This is a genomic window from Pseudomonas sp. H26/SER47-MNA-CIBAN-0231, from assembly GCF_040310465.1.
GTDB classification, from domain to species: Bacteria; Pseudomonadota; Gammaproteobacteria; order Pseudomonadales; family Pseudomonadaceae; genus Aquipseudomonas; species Aquipseudomonas atacamensis.
The window spans coordinates 98263-115962 of sequence record NZ_JBEOPW010000001.1 but is presented as its reverse complement, the minus strand read 5'-3'; the positions used below and the strand labels follow the sequence as shown (position 1 = coordinate 115962).

The 17700-nt window shown below is 59.0% G+C and carries 15 protein-coding genes; 8 read left to right on the top strand and 7 right to left on the bottom strand.

Translation table 11 applies throughout. The features are described from left to right. Positions 1–13 precede the first annotated feature (13 nt). From crcB to ftsK, 4 genes are all read right to left on the bottom strand, one after another. Positions 14–388 carry a fluoride efflux transporter CrcB gene (gene crcB, locus AAEZ10_RS00485; RefSeq protein WP_016775261.1) on the bottom strand — a complete coding sequence of 125 codons (375 nt, stop codon included), beginning with the start codon at positions 386–388 and terminating at the stop codon, positions 14–16. After that, complete coding sequence (locus AAEZ10_RS00480) at positions 388–1710, bottom strand: replication-associated recombination protein A (RefSeq protein WP_042609225.1); 1323 nt, start codon at positions 1708–1710, stop codon at positions 388–390. Before AAEZ10_RS00480 ends, crcB begins: the two co-directional genes overlap by 1 nt. 195 nt (positions 1711–1905) lie before the next feature. After that, positions 1906–2526, bottom strand: coding sequence for an outer membrane lipoprotein periplasmic chaperone LolA (gene lolA / locus AAEZ10_RS00475; protein ID WP_110645498.1), 621 nt, complete (start codon positions 2524–2526; stop codon positions 1906–1908). 67 nt (positions 2527–2593) lie between these two features. Beyond that, complete coding sequence (gene ftsK / locus AAEZ10_RS00470; RefSeq protein ID WP_041477069.1) at positions 2594–5002, bottom strand: DNA translocase FtsK; 2409 nt, start codon at positions 5000–5002, stop codon at positions 2594–2596. A gap of 522 nt (positions 5003–5524) precedes the next feature. Here ftsK and aat point away from each other — a divergent pair. From aat to infA, 3 genes are all read left to right on the top strand, one after another. Continuing rightward, positions 5525–6205, top strand: a complete 681-nt coding sequence (gene aat / locus AAEZ10_RS00465) for a leucyl/phenylalanyl-tRNA--protein transferase (RefSeq protein ID WP_350566918.1) — start codon at positions 5525–5527, stop codon at positions 6203–6205. 58 nt (positions 6206–6263) lie between these two features. Next, complete coding sequence (locus AAEZ10_RS00460; protein ID WP_041477071.1) at positions 6264–6971, top strand: arginyltransferase; 708 nt, start codon at positions 6264–6266, stop codon at positions 6969–6971. A 112-nt stretch (positions 6972–7083) separates the two neighbouring features. Beyond that, entirely contained in the window at positions 7084–7302 is a 219-nt protein-coding gene (infA, locus tag AAEZ10_RS00455) for a translation initiation factor IF-1 (protein ID WP_002553999.1), read from the top strand. A 614-nt stretch (positions 7303–7916) separates the two neighbouring features. Here the strand turns inward: infA and clpA are convergent. Beyond that, positions 7917–10187 (bottom strand): ATP-dependent Clp protease ATP-binding subunit ClpA, encoded by a 2271-nt coding sequence (clpA, locus tag AAEZ10_RS00450; RefSeq protein WP_282385153.1) that lies wholly within the window; start codon positions 10185–10187, stop codon positions 7917–7919. A 30-nt stretch (positions 10188–10217) separates the two neighbouring features. Continuing rightward, positions 10218–10601, bottom strand: coding sequence for an ATP-dependent Clp protease adapter ClpS (clpS, locus tag AAEZ10_RS00445; RefSeq protein WP_011334948.1), 384 nt, complete (start codon positions 10599–10601; stop codon positions 10218–10220). A gap of 224 nt (positions 10602–10825) precedes the next feature. Here clpS and cspD point away from each other — a divergent pair, with 224 nt between their 5' ends. Then, positions 10826–11110 carry a cold shock domain-containing protein CspD gene (cspD, locus tag AAEZ10_RS00440; RefSeq protein WP_350566908.1) on the top strand — a complete coding sequence of 95 codons (285 nt, stop codon included), beginning with the start codon at positions 10826–10828 and terminating at the stop codon, positions 11108–11110. Positions 11111–11193: 83 nt separating this feature from the next. On the opposite strand, the gene icd is transcribed toward cspD, so the two are convergent. After that, on the bottom strand, positions 11194–12450 hold the full coding sequence (gene icd / locus AAEZ10_RS00435; protein WP_024013414.1) for an NADP-dependent isocitrate dehydrogenase: 1257 nt from the start codon (positions 12448–12450) through the stop codon (positions 11194–11196). A gap of 481 nt (positions 12451–12931) precedes the next feature. Between icd and AAEZ10_RS00430 the strand changes: the two genes are divergently transcribed. The 4 genes from AAEZ10_RS00430 to hflD all read left to right on the top strand — a co-directional run bounded on the left by AAEZ10_RS00430 (position 12932) and on the right by hflD (position 17611). Then, positions 12932–15157: an NADP-dependent isocitrate dehydrogenase gene (locus AAEZ10_RS00430; RefSeq protein ID WP_350566905.1), complete on the top strand. Its 2226-nt coding sequence runs from the start codon at positions 12932–12934 to the stop codon at positions 15155–15157. Positions 15158–15360: 203 nt separating this feature from the next. Then, positions 15361–15807 carry an NUDIX hydrolase gene (locus AAEZ10_RS00425; protein WP_041477075.1) on the top strand — a complete coding sequence of 149 codons (447 nt, stop codon included), beginning with the start codon at positions 15361–15363 and terminating at the stop codon, positions 15805–15807. Between the two features lie 59 nt (positions 15808–15866). After that, complete coding sequence (gene mnmA, locus AAEZ10_RS00420) at positions 15867–16991, top strand: tRNA 2-thiouridine(34) synthase MnmA (protein WP_350566901.1); 1125 nt, start codon at positions 15867–15869, stop codon at positions 16989–16991. Further along, complete coding sequence (gene hflD / locus AAEZ10_RS00415) at positions 16988–17611, top strand: high frequency lysogenization protein HflD (protein WP_016775273.1); 624 nt, start codon at positions 16988–16990, stop codon at positions 17609–17611. Before mnmA ends, hflD begins: the two co-directional genes overlap by 4 nt. Positions 17612–17700: the final 89 nt, after the last annotated feature.

Genomic DNA, 17700 nt, shown 5'->3' with positions numbered 1-17700 from the left:
CGGTTTCTCGTTATCAAAGTTTGGTCAGGGACAGGCCGGCCCACGTCGCGAGCAGCCCGCCGAATACGCTGAGTGCGGCGTAGCCCAGGGCCAGCAACACTTGCCCGCTTTCCAGCAGGCGCACCGTATCCAGTGAAAAGGATGAAAAAGTCGTCAGCCCCCCGAGGAAGCCGACCATCAACCCGGCGCGCACCTCGATCGGCACCTCCGGGCGTATCAGAAACAGGCCGTACAACACGCCAATCAGCAGGCAGCCCACGATATTAACGGCCAGCGTCGCGGTATAGAAGTGCCGCGGCCAATTGGCGCTGACCCAATTACCGGTGGCGAAGCGCAACAAGGTGCCGGCAACACCGCCGACCGACACTGCAAGGATCAATGGAACCACTATTTTCTCCGCTGCCGAGGGCTCAGACGATCGAGTTGAGCGAGGTGATTGAGCTTTTCGCCGATCTTCAACTCCAGGCCACGGGGCACTGGCTGATAGAACGGAATCGGCTCGAGTTCTTCCGGAAAATAGTCTTCACCGGCGGCATAGGCGTCCGGCTCGTCGTGGGCGTAGCGGTATTCGTCGCCATAACCCAATTGCTTCATCAGCTTGGTCGGGGCATTGCGCAAATGCAGCGGCACTTCCAGCGAGCCGTTCTCAGCCGCAGCGCGCAGTGCAGTTTTGAAGCCCATGTACACCGCATTGCTTTTCGGTGCGCAGGCCAGATAAGTAATGGCCTGGGCGACTGCCAATTCGCCCTCGGGGCTGCCGAGACGCTCCTGCACTTCCCACGCCGCCAGGCACAGGCTCAGCGCACGCGGGTCGGCGTTGCCGATGTCTTCGCTGGCCATGCGCACCACGCGCCGCGCCAGGTACAGCGGATCGCAGCCGCCGTCGATCATCCGCGCAAACCAGTACAACGCGCCGTCAGGGTTGGAGCCGCGCACGGATTTGTGCAGCGCCGAGATCTGGTCGTAGAACGCTTCACCGCCCTTGTCGAACCGCCGGCGCGTATCGCCGAGCAAACTTTGCAGCAGCTCGGTGCCGATTTCGCTGTTGTCTTCGGCCAGATCGGAGGCGTTTTCCAGCAGATTGAGCAGACGCCGGCCATCGCCATCGGCGGCCGACAGCAGCATCTGGAAGCCTTCATCGCTCAGTGTCAGGTTGCGCTTGCCCAGCCCGCGCTCTTCGGTCAAAGCCCGATGCACCAGTTTGCGCAGCGCCGCTTCGTCGAGGCTTTTCAGCACGTAGACGCGGGCACGCGATAACAAAGCGTTGTTCAGTTCGAACGAAGGGTTTTCGGTGGTGGCGCCGATGAAGATCAGCGTGCCGTCTTCAACGTAGGGCAGAAACGCGTCCTGCTGCGACTTGTTGAAGCGGTGCACTTCATCGACAAACAGGATCGTGCGCTTGCCGTACTGGCCGGCCTGCTGCTTGGCGATTTCAACGGCCTGGCGGATTTCCTTGACCCCGGCGAGCACCGCCGAGACCGTTTCGAAGTGCGCATCGGAGACTTCTGCGAGCAAGCGCGCCAGGGTGGTCTTGCCCACGCCCGGCGGCCCCCAGAAGATCATCGAATGCAGCGCGCCCTGCTCCAGCGCCTCACGCAGAGGCTTGCCGCGAGCGAGCACGTGTTCCTGACCGACGTACTCATCCAGATTGGCCGCACGCAGACGGGCGGCCAAGGGTTGGGCAATCGGTGCACTGCGAAACAGATCCATCACGTAGCGTTGAAACCTCTGATTTTATGAAATCTGCTGAAGAACCTGTGGTGAGGGGATTTATCTCCGTTGGGCTGCGAAGCGCCCCCAAAAGCGACGACTGCTGCGCAGCCGGACGGGGATAAATCCCCTCGCCACAATAGCCCCTCAATAGCAGGCCCTCACCACAAAGGCCCTGACACAAAGGGCCGGTGTTTATTCCTGGATAACGTCGGCACCCTTGGGAATGTCGAATTTGAACTTGGACGCAGGCACCGCTTCGTTGGCCTTGACCATGGTAAACAGGATATTGGTGCGCTGGCCGACGCTGTCAATCAGTTGCATGTCATTGAGCAGGCCGTTGCGGAACGACAGGCGCAGGTTGTCGAACAGGGTGTCCTTGGTTTTCGGCTTGAGAGTGAAGTCGATCACGCCGCCCGCCTCTTTCGCGCTGATATCGAAGCTCTGGCTGATCTTCGAGACATCACCGGACAGCAGCAGCGCCGGCGTCTGGGTCAGACGCTCGTCGAGCTTCTTGATGGTCGCCTGTTCCAGGTCCGGGTCCCACAGGGTGACTTTCTTGCCATCGGAGACCATGGTCTGCTCGGCCGGCGCGTTGGTGTGCCAGTAGAACAGGCCCGGACGCTGCAGGGTCATGTTGCCGGTGGTTTCCTGCAACTGGGTGCCGCTGCCGTCGAGGGTCAACTGCGAAAAGTTCGCCGAAAGGGTTTTCGATGTTTCGAGCAATTGGGTCAGACGCGCCACGTCCTTTTCATCGGCGTGGGCCGTGAGTGTGGTCAGCGCCAGTACTGGCAACAGCATGCGGATAAGGCGCATGAGAGTCCTCTTGAATAATCGTGGGAGAGCGGGTGGTGCGTCATTGCGCCACCCGCGTCGTTGCGTTTCAGTCGCGTACCGGGCCCGGGGCCAGGACTTCACGCGAACCGTTGGTGTTCATTGAGGTAACAACGCCGGCCATCTCCATCGCCTCGATCATCCGCGCGGCGCGGTTGTAGCCGATCTTCAGCTTGCGCTGCACAGCGGAAATCGACGCGCGACGGCTTTCGAGGACGAACTGCACCGCTTCGTCATACAGCGCGTCGGCTTCCGGATCATCACCGTCACCACCACCGCTACTGCCTTCAAAGCCGCTGCCTGCCTCTTCGACACCGTTGAGGATATCGTCGTTGTATTCCGGCGCGCCGCGCAGCTTCCACGCTTCGACCACGCGGTGAACCTCATCGTCGGAGACGAATGCGCCGTGGACGCGGATCGGCAGACTGGTGCCCGGCGGCATGTAGAGCATGTCACCGTGACCGAGCAGTTGCTCGGCGCCACCCTGGTCGATGATGGTCCGCGAGTCGATCTTGCTCGATACCTGGAACGCCATACGGGTCGGGATGTTGGCCTTGATCAGACCGGTGATCACGTCCACCGACGGGCGCTGGGTCGCAAGAATCAAGTGAATCCCCGCCGCACGCGCCTTTTGCGCAATACGGGCGATCAGTTCTTCAACCTTCTTGCCGACGATCATCATCATGTCGGCGAATTCGTCCACCACTACGACGATGGTCGGCAGTTTCTGCAGCAGCGGCGCTTCGTCGTGAATGCTTTCGCGCTTGTACAGCGGATCGCTCAACGGCTCGCCGGCATCCTGGGCTTCCTTGACCTTGGCGTTGAAGCCGGAGAGGTTACGCACGCCCATTTTCGCCATCAGCTTGTAGCGACGCTCCATCTCGGCAACGCTCCAGCGCAAGGCGTTGGCGGCGTCCTTCATGTCGGTCACAACCGGGCAGAGCAGGTGCGGAATGCCTTCGTAGATCGACAGCTCAAGCATTTTCGGGTCGATCATGATCAGCTTGGCGTCGTCCGGGCCGGACTTGAACAGGATCGACAGGATCATCGCGTTCACGCCCACGGACTTACCGGAACCGGTGGTACCGGCCACCAGCAAGTGCGGCATCTTCGCCAGGTCGGTGATGACCGGCTTGCCGCCGATGTCATGACCGAGCGCCAGGGTGACCGGGGATTTGAAGTTGTCGTACTCGGGGGTCGACAGCACCTCGGAGAAACGCACGATCTGGCGGTCTTCGTTGGGAATCTCGATACCGACGGTGGTCTTGCCCGGAATCACCTCGACCACCCGCACACTGGTCACCGCCAGCGAACGCGCCAGGTCTTTCGCCAGGTTGGCGATACGGCTGACTTTTACCCCGGCGGCAGGCTGGATTTCGTAACGGGTAATCACCGGGCCCGGGTGGATCGAGTCAACAGTGACTTCGACGCCGAACTCCTTGAGCTTGATTTCCAGCAAGTGGCCGACCGCTGCCAAGGATTCAGGCGAATAGTTGAGCTGTTTCTTTTCCGCAGGATCAAGAATGGAGATCGGCGGCAAGGTGCCTTCGACCGCGCTGTCGACGAACAACGGCGCCTGCTTCTCTTTCTGTACCCGCTTGCTCGGCTCTGGGGCCTTGGCCGGTGCCGGCGCGATCACCGGTGGCACCTGCTTCTCGCGGTCGGACATGTGCTTGCTCAGCGCTTGCTCACGCTCGATCAGGCGTTCCTTGACCTTGGCCTGTTCACGCTTGTCGGTGACAGTCGGTGCGACCACATCGTGGACGCGGTCATCGACCTCACGCAGTTGCGCAACCAGTTGCTTGCGCTCGGTGCGCGCCGACCACCAGCGGTTGAGCGCGCCCTGGAACAGTTCGAACAGATCGAGGGTGATCTTGCCGGTGACGTCCATCACCTTGAACCACGACAGGTCGGTGAATACGGTCAGGCCGAACAGGAACAGCGCGATGAACAGCAGCGTGCTGCCTTGAATGTTCAGCGCATTCTTCGCCAGATCGCCAAGGCTTTCGCCCAGGGCACCGCCAGCGCCGGCCGGCAGACCGGTCGCGGCATGGAAATGAATGTGCGCCAGCGCAGCACCGGAGAGCACGAGGAACACCAGACCGATCAGGCGCCAGGAAAACAGCCAGCCGCTCCACTGCCATGGCTCGTGACGTTGACGGAAGATCTGGTACGCCTTGACCGCCAGCAGCAACGGAAAAATATAGGCGAAGTAACCGAGCACCATGAACAGGATATCGGCGCTGTACGAGCCGGCCGGGCCGCCGAAGTTCTGCACATCGTCGATCTTGCTGTTATGGCTCCAGCCCGGGTCGTCCTTGCCGTAAGTCAGCAAAGCCATCATCAGGAACAGGCACAAGGCGCCGATGGCGATCAATGCACCTTCCTTGAGCCGGTAGTGCAGTTGCTGGCGCCAGAGCGGAACGACTGTTTTGGGTGCTTCGGTGGTCTTCTTCAAAACGCTTCTTTTCCTGCGCCCGAGGCGCGTCCATCTATTGAATGACGATAAAAAACTGCCCAATCCAGGCAGGTAGAAAAGGTGAAAAGCTCAACTGGGACTACTTTTAACACTGTGCCACTGATTTTATAAACACAGCCATAAACACTGTGCGCAGCGAAAAGCCCGTCACAACCCGGCATTGTACGGGTTTGTGCGCCCGATGCCATGTTTCAGACCCCAGCCTTGAGCATAGCCAATCGCACACGCAGTGCCTTGCAATTGGAGCATGCATTGCCTTTTGTGACAAAGGCTTATGAGCTGTATTTGATGAACGTAGCGAACCTGGCCGGATCGGGCTCACAGGAATGCTCGACAGCATCGACACGGCGACGCTTACGACCACGGGCGACACATCAAGTTGCAGCTCAATGCTCGCTGCACCAGACAACTGTGCAGGACAGCGGCGCCGTTTCGCGGCAAACTCTTTCGCGGGGCCTGCACGCCCCCTGACCGCCCTCCCCTTCTGCAAGCCTGGATGCCATGCTGACTTGGTTACAACGTAATTCCCTGACCTTTCCGCCACTGGAAAAAGCCATGCGCGAGCCGAACGGATTGCTCGCCGCCGGCGGCGATCTGTCCGCCGACCGCCTGATCCAGGCCTATCGCCATGGCTGCTTTCCCTGGTTCTCCGAAGGCCAACCCATTCTCTGGTGGTCGCCAGACCCTCGCACCGTGCTGTTTCCCGACGAACTGCACGTCTCGCGCAGCCTCGGCAAGCTGCTGCGCAAGCAACGCTATCAAGTGACCTTCGATCAGGATTTCGACGCCGTCATCCACGCCTGCGCTGCCCCGCGTGACTACGCCGACGGCACCTGGATCACCGAGGCCATGCAGGATGCTTACGTAGAATTGCATCGGCGCGGTTTCGCTCATTCGGTTGAGATCTGGGACGAGGGACAGCTGGTCGGCGGCCTGTACGGCCTGGCGATGGGCCAACTGTTTTTTGGCGAGTCGATGTTCAGCCGTGCCGACAACGCGTCCAAATACGGCTTTGCCACGCTGGTGAAGCATTTGAAAGCCGCCGGGTTTGTGCTGATCGATTGCCAGATGCCGACCGATCACCTCCACAGCCTCGGTGCGCGATCCATTCCGCGGGGCGAATTCGCCGACTATCTGCAGCGCCATCTCGACCAACCGAATTCGGCGACCTGGGTTTGCTGAGCGACTTTTGCGCAGGTGGCTTACACTTAATCCACCAGCTTATCCCGAGGGTTGATTCATGACCGAGTTGGCGCGTTTGAAGTTTTATGCCACTCAGCCCCACTCTTGCAGTTATCTGCCCGAGGAGCAGGCCACGACGCTGTTTCTCGACCCGAGTCAGCCCATGGATGTGCACGTCTACGCAGACCTGTCGGAAATGGGCTTTCGTCGCAGCGGCGATCATCTGTACCGGCCGCATTGCCAGAATTGCAATGCGTGCGTGCCTGCGCGCATTCCCTCCGCACAATTCATCACCAATCGCCAGCAAAAGCGCATCTACAAACGCAACGCGGATTTGCAGGTGCAGCCGGTCAAACCGCACTTCAGCGAAGAATATTTCGACCTGTACCAGCGCTACATAGAACAGCGCCATGCTGACGGCGACATGTACCCGCCAAGCCGCGATCAGTTCTCGACGTTCCTGGTGCGTGACCTGCCCTTCTCGCGCTTCTACGAATTTCGACTCGACGGACGGTTGCTCGCAGTAGCAGTCACCGATCTGCTGCCTAACGGTTTGTCGGCGGTGTACACCTTCTACGAACCGAACGAAGAACGCCGCAGCCTCGGCCGTTACGCAATCCTCTGGCAAATCGCCGAGAGCCAGCGTCTGGGCCTTGAGGCCGTGTACCTGGGTTACTGGATCAAGAACTGCAAAAAGATGAATTACAAGACGCAATATCGACCCATCGAATTGCTGATCAATCAGCGCTGGGTCATCCTGAACTGAACCTGCGGCCTAAACCCCTTGGCGTAAACACCATTTTTCGGGCACAATGCACGCCGCTTTTGCCTGGCGCAGTTGCACCGGGCCATTCATTGGATACCGAGGGCTTTACTGCATGTCGAAAGAAGACAGCTTCGAAATGGAAGGCACTGTCGTCGACACCCTGCCCAACACCATGTTTCGTGTGGAGTTGGAAAATGGGCACGTCGTAACCGCGCATATTTCCGGCAAGATGCGCAAGAACTACATTCGTATTCTTACCGGTGACAAAGTGCGCGTCGAGCTGACGCCCTATGACTTGAGCAAAGGGCGGATCACTTACCGCGCTCGTTAATCAAGTCAATACAGAACGCCCGGGTAATGCCGGGCGTTTTTGTATCTGCGTTTTGAGGTTTTGGGGCTGGCGGTTTCGCGCTTACAGCATGCAAATCAAAAGATCGCAGCCTCCGGCAGCTCCTGCGCTTGGATCGCGCGTATTAGACAGAAACGGGTTGACCTGCGGGCCGCCTTCGCGAGCAGGCTCGCTCCCACAGAAAGGCAAAAGCAAAAGATCGCAGCCTTCGGCAGCTCCTACACAATGAGCGCAAGCTCGAGTGCTCTTGATCTTGATCCACCGGCGACGTCGGAAGGCTGAGTGGAGGGATTGATCCGGGCGTGGGAGCGCAGCGACCGTCTGGCGCAGCCAGACACAGCGGAAGGAGGTGCAGCGAAGCAAACCGTAGCCGCTGCGCCCGGATCAGTCCCGCAGCGAAGGAACCCGAGCCTGCGAGGGCCGAACGTAGGAGCAAGCGTTTTTTTGCTTACTTTTTTAGGCGTTTGTAAAAAAAGTGAGTCGCCGTAAGGGCGAAACCCTAAGCAGCCGTAACCGCAGCAACGGATATACACCCAAAACCATCAAACAACGAGCAACAAAAAGGCGCCCGAAGGCGCCCTCTTGATCCACAGCCGTCAGGCCATTTCTGCAGTGGTCTCGAAGTCGAACGTCAACTCCCCGTCCTTGATGTCGATGTGCACCACACCGCCATGCTCGGCCAGTTCGCCAAACAGAATCTCCTCCGCCAGCGGACGCTTGATTTTGTCCTGGATCAGACGCGCCATCGGACGTGCGCCCATTGCCGAGTCATAACCACCCGCCGCCAGCCAACTACGCGCAGTATCAGTAACCTCAAGCAACACACGCTTGTCTTCCAGCTGCGCCTGAAGCTCGGTGAGGAACTTGTCCACCACACTTTTAATGACCTCATGGCTGAGGCGACCAAACTGGATAATGGTGTCCAGACGGTTACGGAATTCCGGCGTGAAGCTCTTCTTGATCACTTCCATCGCATCAGACGAGTGGTCCTGATGAGTGAAACCGATCGAAGCCCGCGCGGCCGTTTCGGCACCGGCGTTGGTAGTCATGATCACGATCACGTTGCGGAAATCCGCCTTGCGCCCGTTGTTGTCGGTCAGCGTGCCGTGGTCCATGACCTGCAACAGCAGGTTGAAGACTTCCGGATGCGCCTTCTCGATTTCATCAAGGAGCAATACGCAATGTGGCTGCTTGGTAATGGCTTCGGTCAAAAGACCGCCCTGATCGAAACCGACATAGCCAGGAGGCGCACCGATCAGACGCGATACGGTGTGCCGCTCCATGTACTCGGACATGTCGAAACGCACCAGTTCAATGCCCAGGGCCTTGGCCAGTTGTCGCGCGGCCTCGGTTTTACCGACACCGGTAGGCCCGGCAAACAGGAACGAACCGACCGGCTTGTCCGGCGATTTGAGCCCGGCGCGGGACAGTTTGATCGCAGTCGACAGCGAATCGATCGCCGCGTCCTGACCAAACACCGTCAGCTTCAGGTCACGCTCCAGGTTACGCAGCAACTCTTTGTCGGAACTGGTGACGTGCTTTGGCGGAATCCGTGCGATCTTCGCGACGATGTCCTCGACCTGCGGCACTTCGATACGCTTGACGCGCATCTCCACCGGTTGCAGACGCTGGTAGGCCCCCGCCTCGTCGATCACGTCGATGGCCTTGTCCGGCATGTGCCGGTCATTGATGTAGCGCGACGCCAGTTCGGCAGCGGCACGCAACGACTCATCGCTGTATTCGATATTGTGATGCTGCTCGAAACGTCCTTTCAGGCCACGCAGGATGCCAATGGTGTCTTCCACCGATGGCTCGACGACATCGACCTTCTGGAAGCGACGCGCCAAGGCACGATCCTTCTCGAAGATGCCGCGAAATTCCTGGAATGTGGTCGAACCGATGCAGCGAATGTCGCCAGACGACAGCAGCGGCTTGAGCAGGTTGGACGCATCCATCACGCCACCGGACGCAGCACCCGCACCGATGATGGTGTGGATCTCGTCGATGAACAGAATCGCCTGCGGACGTTTCTTCAGTTCATTGAGCAGCGCCTTGAAGCGTTTCTCGAAATCACCGCGATACTTGGTACCCGCGAGCAGAGCGCCGAGGTCGAGCGAATAAACAACCGCATTGGCCAGAAGATCCGGCACCTGATTGTCGACGATGCGCTTGGCCAGGCCTTCGGCAATCGCGGTTTTACCCACGCCTGCCTCACCCACCAGCAGCGGGTTGTTCTTGCGCCGGCGCGCGAGGATCTGCGCGACACGCTCGACCTCCGATTCCCGACCGACCAGCGGATCGATGCGACCCTGGCGTGCGAGTTCGTTGAGGTTGCTGGCATAAGCATCCAGAGGATTGCCTGAAGAAGAAGACTCACCGCCCTCGTCGTCCTGCATATCTTGTTCACCTTCAGAGTGATCGCCGTGCCCCGGTACTTTCGAAATGCCGTGGGCGATGTAGTTGACGACATCGATGCGCGCAACGCTCTGCTGTTTCAGCAGGAACACTGCCTGACTCTCTTGCTCACTGAAGATGGCGACCAGCACGTTGGCGCCGGTCACTTCGCGTTTGCCCGAGCTCTGTACGTGAAAAACAGCACGCTGCAGGACACGCTGGAAACCCAGGGTTGGCTGGGTCTCGCGATCCTCGTCATGGACGGGGATCAATGGCGTGGTGGAGTCGATGAACTCCTGCAGATCATGCTTGAGTTTGTCGAGGTTTGCGCCGCAGGCACGCAAAACGGTGGCGGCAGCCTCATTATCCAATAGGGCCAGCAGGAGATGTTCGACGGTCATGAACTCATGACGCTTCGAACGAGCCTCCTTGAAGGCAAGATTGAGGGTGACTTCGAGCTCGCGGTTTAACATAGCTTCACCTCATACCCAAGTGGTCGGCGATTAACCGTCCTTCTCGATTTCACAGAGTAGCGGATGCTGGCTTTCCCTGGCGTACTGGTTGACCTGCATGGCCTTTGTCTCGGCGATGTCGCGGGTAAACACTCCACATACTGCCCGTCCTTCTGTATGGACGGCCAGCATGACCTTGGTCGCCAGCTCGCGATTCAGGTTAAAAAACACCTCGAGCACTTCGACGACGAAATCCATCGGTGTGTAGTCATCGTTGAACAAAACCACCTTGTACATCGGCGGCGCCTGTAACGCGGGCTTTGCTTCCTGAACAGCAACGCCTGCCGAATCGTCGTCGTGCTCCTGTGGAAGATCCTTTTGGAGAAGCGGGCGATCCTGATTGAATGTTAGTCGAATCTGGCTGATTGCATGCATGGAAAAAAAGGTTCGTCAGTTGTGCGAATACAGTGGTGGGGGCGGTTGCACACGTTTTCAACTACGACTGCCCGGTCACCTTGACTATCGGGAAAACGGTGTTACAACCAATAGAGCCCACAGTGGGTAAAAAAGATCCGCGGAGTCAATTCTTTTATCGAATTCGATTGCGGATGTCGTGGATGATACTCCAGCGATGGAGTCTGTTGCAGAGGGATTTGAGCATGGCTGTCGGCAAGGTGAAATGGTTCAACAATGCCAAGGGTTTTGGATTCATTATCGAGAACGGCCAGACAGAAGACCTGTTTGCCCACTACTCGGCCATCCAGATGGATGGCTATAAAACTCTAAAGGCCGGCCAGGAGGTGTACTTCGAACTCCTTCAAGGCCCAATAGGCCTGCACGCAATCGCGATCCGGGACAAAAAAACAGTGGATGAAGCTGGAGGTGCGGCAGAAGCCGCTGCCGCCGCGACGGGCGCCATCAGTAACGCTGTTGTCGTGAGCTGAGCAACCTCACCCAAGACACCCATCCAAAAAAAACCGCCTGACTCAACCCATCGAGTCAGGCGGTTTTTGCGTACCTGCAACTTTTACATATGCGAAATCAACGCATCCCCGAACCCGGAAGACGACACCAGCTTCGCGCCATCCATCAAGCGCTCGAAATCATAAGTAACAGTCTTGGCGCCGATCGCACCGTTGGTGCCCTTGATGATCAGGTCCGCCGCTTCGGTCCAGCCCATATGACGCAACATCATCTCGGCCGAGAGAATCAGCGAGCCAGGGTTGACCTGATCCTTGCCGGCATATTTCGGTGCGGTACCGTGGGTCGCCTCGAACATCGCTACGGTGTCGGACAGGTTGGCGCCCGGCGCAATACCGATACCACCCACTTCCGCCGCCAGCGCGTCCGACAGGTAGTCACCATTGAGGTTGAGAGTAGCGATCACATCGTATTCGGCCGGGCGCAGCAGGATCTGCTGGAGCATGGCATCGGCGATGGCGTCCTTGACCACAACATTCTTGCCGGTTTTCGGGTTCTTGAACTGCATCCACGGACCGCCATCGAGCAGCGTCGCGCCGAATTCTTCGGCCGCCACTTCGTAGGCCCACTCCTTGAAGGCACCTTCGGTGAACTTCATGATGTTGCCTTTGTGCACGATGGTCAGCGAGTCGCGGTCATTGTCGACCACGTATTGCAGAGCCTTGCGCGCCAGACGCTTGGTGCCTTCGCGGGAGACCGGCTTGACGCCGATGCCGCAGTTTTCGTCGAAACGGATCTTGGTGACGCCCATTTCTTCTTTAAGGAATTTGATGACCTTGGTGGCTTCCGGCGAACCAGCCTTCCATTCGATACCGGCGTAAATATCTTCGGAGTTTTCGCGGAAGATGGTCATGTCGACATCGCCGGGCTTTTTCACCGGGCTTGGCACACCCTCGAACCAGCGCACCGGGCGCAGGCAGACGTACAGGTCGAGCTGCTGACGCAGGGCCACGTTCAGCGAGCGGATGCCGCCACCGACCGGAGTGGTCAGCGGGCCTTTGATGGAGACCACGTAATCCTTGACCGCGTCGAGGGTTTCCTGCGGCAGCCAGGTGTCCTGGTCATAAACCTGAGTGGCCTTTTCGCCGGCGTAGACTTCCATCCAGGAAATCTTGCGCTTGCCGCCGTAGGCCTTTTCAACAGCAGCATCGACAACCTTGATCATCACCGGACTGATGTCGACACCAATACCGTCACCTTCGATGAAGGGGATGATCGGGTTATCAGGAACATTGAGAGAATGGTCTGCATTGACAGTGATTTTGTCACCGACGGCTGGAACCTGAATCTTCTTGTAACCCATGCTGAACTCCATTGTTTGGATTGAACACCTGGCTTGCTTCGAGCGTAACCCAGTTGAATCAACACGCAAACCCTATGTTCCTGCGCCGCGCACATCTCGTTTCCTACAAGCCTGAAAGCAAAGGGAAAAGCGCCAAACTCCAGCATTCGTAACGAGTCTTTGCCCGGTCGCGCCCTGCGACCTTTAGACCAATGGACGAGAATCGTTGCATATGAACCATCGGCAGATTGCCAGCTACCTATGTATAATGCCGCCCGCTGACCACAGGGTCACGACGGCTGGCCTCTCTAGCACGAGACTTTCCGCCTGATTGGTCAGGTTGTTACCGCAGCCTGACTGCTTGACGCTCTACTGATGCACCCAACATCACCGCGAAGAATCTCGACATTCGGTTCATGGATGACTTTGAACGAACGCGCTTACCCGGCGCCCCTCGAGTTTCTGCGCACGCTTTAGCAAAGAAGAGAGAGTTAATCCGAATATGCCCACCCGCTCGAAGATCATCTATACCTTCACCGACGAAGCTCCTGCCCTCGCCACCTATTCCCTGCTGCCGATCATCGAGGCTTACACCGCCTCGGCCGATATCGCCGTGGAAACCCGCGATATCTCTCTTGCAGCGCGCATCCTGGCAAGCTTCCCCGAGCAACTGGGCGACAAAGCCGTAGCCGACCACCTCGCCGAACTGGGCGACCTGGCCGTTACGCCTGAAGCCAACATCATCAAGCTGCCGAACATCAGTGCTTCGGTGCCACAGCTGCAAGCCGCGATCAAAGAGCTGCAGGCGCAGGGCTACAACCTGCCGGACTACCCGGAAACCGTGACCAGCGACGCCGACAAAGACGCCAAGGCGCGTTACGACAAGGTCAAGGGCAGCGCCGTGAACCCGGTTCTGCGTGAAGGCAACTCCGACCGTCGCGCTCCACTGTCGGTGAAGAACTACGCGCGCAAGCACCCGCACAAAATGGGCGCCTGGGCCAAGGACTCCAAGTCTCACGTCGCGCACATGAGCACCGGCGATTTCTACGGCAGCGAAAAAGCTGTCCTGATCGACGCCGCTGACGCTGTGAAGATCGAACTGATCGCCAAGGACGGTGCTGCCACCGTTCTGAAAGAAAAAACCACCGTTCAGGCTGGCGAGATCCTCGACTGCGCCGTGATGAGCAAAAACGCCTTGCGTGCGTTCATCGCTGCCGAGATCGAAAGCGCCAAGACCCAGGGCGTGCTGCTCTCGGTTCACCTGAAAGCGACCATGATGAAGGTCTCGGACCCGATCATGTTCGGCCAGATCGTTGCCGAGTTCTATAAAGACGCACTGACCAAGCACGCTGACGTGCTGAACCAGATCGGCTTCAACCTGAACAATGGCATCGGCGATCTGTACGCACGCATCAAGGCCCTGCCGGCCGAGCAGCAAGCGCAGATCGAAGCCGATATCGCAGCGGTCTACGCCGTTCGTCCGTCGCTGGCGATGGTCAACTCCGACAAAGGCATCACCAACCTGCACGTGCCGAGCGACGTCATCGTTGACGCCTCGATGCCAGCGATGATCCGTGACTCCGGCAAGATGTGGGGCACCGACGGTCAGCTGCACGACACCAAGGCTGTGATCCCGGATCGTTGCTACGCGACCATCTACCAGGCGGTGATCGAAGATTGCAAAGCCAACGGCGCTTTCGATCCGACCACCATGGGCAGCGTGCCGAACGTCGGCCTGATGGCGAAGAAAGCCGAAGAGTACGGCTCCCACGACAAGACCTTCCAGATCAAGGCTGACGGCGTTGTTCGCGTCACCGACAGCAAAGGCAAGCTGCTGATGGAACAGGCTGTCGAAGCCGGCGACATCTTCCGCATGTGCCAGACCAAAGACGCGCCGATCCAGGACTGGGTCAAACTGGCCGTCAACCGTGCCCGCGCGAGCAGCACGCCGGCGATCTTCTGGCTCGACCCGATGCGCGCTCACGATGGCGTAGTGATCGAGAAGGTTCAGGCTTACCTGAAGGATCACGACACCAGCGGTCTGGACATCCAGATCATGGCGCCGGTCGATGCAATGAAATACACCCTGCAGCGCACCCGCGAAGGCAAGGACACCATTTCGGTGACCGGCAACGTATTGCGCGACTACCTGACCGACCTGTTCCCGATCATGGAACTGGGCACCAGCGCCAAGATGCTGTCGATCGTGCCGCTGATGAACGGCGGTGGTCTGTTCGAAACCGGCGCCGGCGGTTCGGCGCCGAAGCACGTGCAGCAACTGGTTGAAGAGAACTTCCTGCGCTGGGATTCGCTGGGTGAGTTCCTCGCCCTGGCCGCCTCCCTTGAGCACCTGGGCGTGAACTACAACAACCCGAAAGCACTGGTGCTGTCGAAAACCCTGGACCAGGCCACCGGCCAGTTCCTCGACAACAACAAGTCGCCATCGCGCAAAGTCGGCAACATCGACAACCGCGGCAGCCACTTCTACCTGGCGATGTACTGGGCTCAGGCCCTGGCTGCCCAGACCGAAGACGCTGCACTGCAAGCGCAGTTCGCGACTCTGGCCAAAACCCTGACCGAGAAAGAGGCAACCATCGTCGCCGAGCTCAACGCCGTGCAGGGCAAGCCAGTCGACATCGGCGGTTACTACCACGCCGACGCCGAGCTGATCAGCAAGGCCATGCGCCCAAGCGCAACCTTCAACGCGGCGATTGCTGCGCTGGTTTAAGGTTGTAATGCGGTGAACAGACCCCGGCCTTGTGCCGGGGTTTGTGTTTCCGGGTTTTGTGATCACCACAAAACTTTGTGGGAGCTGGCTTGCCAGCGATGGCGGTTTATCATCCAGCATGGATGGTGACTCAACCACCGCTATCGCTGGCAAGCCAGCTCCCACAGGGATTGGGTTTCAACCAATAGATTGAGGAAGGTTTTATGGAATGGCTCCCCCACATCACCGTCGCCACCATCGTCGAGGACAACGGCCGTTTCCTGATGGTCGAAGAGCACAAAGGTGGGCGCAATGTGCTCAACCAGCCCGCCGGCCATCTCGATCCGGATGAAACCCTGATCGATGCGGCCATTCGCGAAACCCTCGAAGAAACCGGCTGGGACGTCGAACCGACAGGCGTGATCGGCATTTATCTGTACACCGCACCGAGCAACGGCGTGACTTACCAGCGCATATGCTTCAGCGCCAAAGCCGTGCAGCATCACCCGGATTACCGGCTTGACGACGGCATCGTCGGCGCCAAGTGGCTGACCCGCGACGAATTAATCGCCCAGCGTGACAACTGGCGCAGCGAGCTGATCATCCGCTGCATCGACGATTATCTGGCCGGTCATCACTTCAGCCTCGAACTGATCCGCCCTTCTCTTTAGCCTTGCGGCCGCGAGCCTGATAGAATCGCGCCCTTTTCCAAGACACTCATTGAATCCCTATGCGTGATCCAGCCCCTTCTGACACATCCAAGAAGCGCGTCATTGTCGGCATGTCCGGCGGCGTGGACTCTTCCGTTTCTGCCCTTCTGCTGATCGAGCAGGGTTACGAAGTGGAAGGCCTGTTCATGAAGAACTGGGAAGAAGACGACGGAACGGAATACTGCACCGCCATGGACGACCTGGCGGATGCTCAGGCTGTCTGCGACAAGATCGGCATCAAGCTGCACACCGCCAACTTCGCCGCCGAGTACTGGGACAACGTATTCGAGCACTTCCTCGCCGAATACAAGGCCGGGCGCACGCCGAACCCGGACATCCTGTGCAACCGCGAGATCAAGTTCAAAGCGTTCCTCGACTACGCGATGATGCTCGGCGCCGACCTGATCGCCACCGGCCACTACGTGCGCCGCCGTGATATCGATGATCGCACCGAACTGCTCAAGGGCCTCGATCCGAACAAGGATCAGAGCTACTTCCTGCACGCCGTCGGCGGCGAACAAATCGCCAAGACCCTGTTCCCGGTCGGCGAACTGGAAAAGCCTGAAGTCCGCGCGATTGCCGAGAAATACGAACTGGCCACCGCCAAGAAGAAGGATTCCACCGGGATCTGCTTCATCGGCGAGCGCCGTTTCAGCGATTTCCTCAAGCAGTACCTGCCGGCACAACCGGGTGAGATCAAGACCACCGAAGGCGAAGTCATCGGCCGTCACCACGGCTTGATGTACCACACCATCGGCCAGCGTCAGGGCCTCGGCATCGGCGGCTTGAAGGATGCTGGCGATGAGCCGTGGTACGTGCTGCGCAAGGATCTGCAGACCAACGAGCTGATCGTCGGTCAGGGCAACAACCATCCATGGCTGTTCTCCAGCGCCCTGCTCGCTTCGGAAATCTACTGGGTCAATCCGATCGATCTGAGCCAGCCGCTGCGCCTGACGGCGAAAGTGCGCTATCGCCAGAGCGATCAGGCCTGCACCCTGGAAAAAACCGCCAGCGGCTATCGCGCCGTGTTCGACGAACCGCAACGTGCGGTGACGCCGGGCCAGTCGGTGGTTTTCTATGACGGTGAAATCTGCCTCGGCGGCGGCGTGATCGAAGTGGCCGAGCCGTGGAGCGACCAGGCATGAGCCCGACTCAGGAGCAACTGACGGCGCTGGGCGGCGTGTTTCTCGCCGCCGTGCTGGTCGATCGCATCGCCAAGACTGGCCAGACCAACGAAGCCGGCCTGAGTTGCATGCTCGGCAGCCTGCTGGTCCGCGACCCAAAAGATACGCTGGACGTCTACGGCGGCGACGACATCAATCTGCGCGAGGGTTACCGCGCATTGATCGGCGCGCTGGAGCGCGATCCGAGCACCTTGCAGCGCGAGCCGTTGCGCTACGCCCTGTCGATGCTCGGTCTGGAGCGGCAACTGGCCAAGCGTGACGACATGCTTGAGACGATTGCCAAACGCCTGCCGCAGATTCAGGCGCAGGTGGAGCACTTTGGCCCGGCCCACGAAAACGTCGTCGCCGCTTGCGGTGCGTTGTACCAGGACACGTTGAGCACCCTGCGCCAGCGTATTCAGGTGCACGGCGACATGCGCAACCTGCAGCAGCCGAGCAACGCCTCGAAGATCCGCGCCCTGCTCCTCGCGGGCATCCGCTCGGCGCGCCTGTGGCGTCAGCTCGGCGGCCATCGCTGGCAGTTGGTGATCAGCCGCCGCAAGCTGCTCAAAGAGCTTTATCCATTGATGCGCAGCGAGTAAACGCCGCGTCATGAAGGCTTTGTAGTCTGTAACGCGTAATACGCCGGTCAGTTGGCGACGGACCGGCGGATTTTTTCATGTATGATACG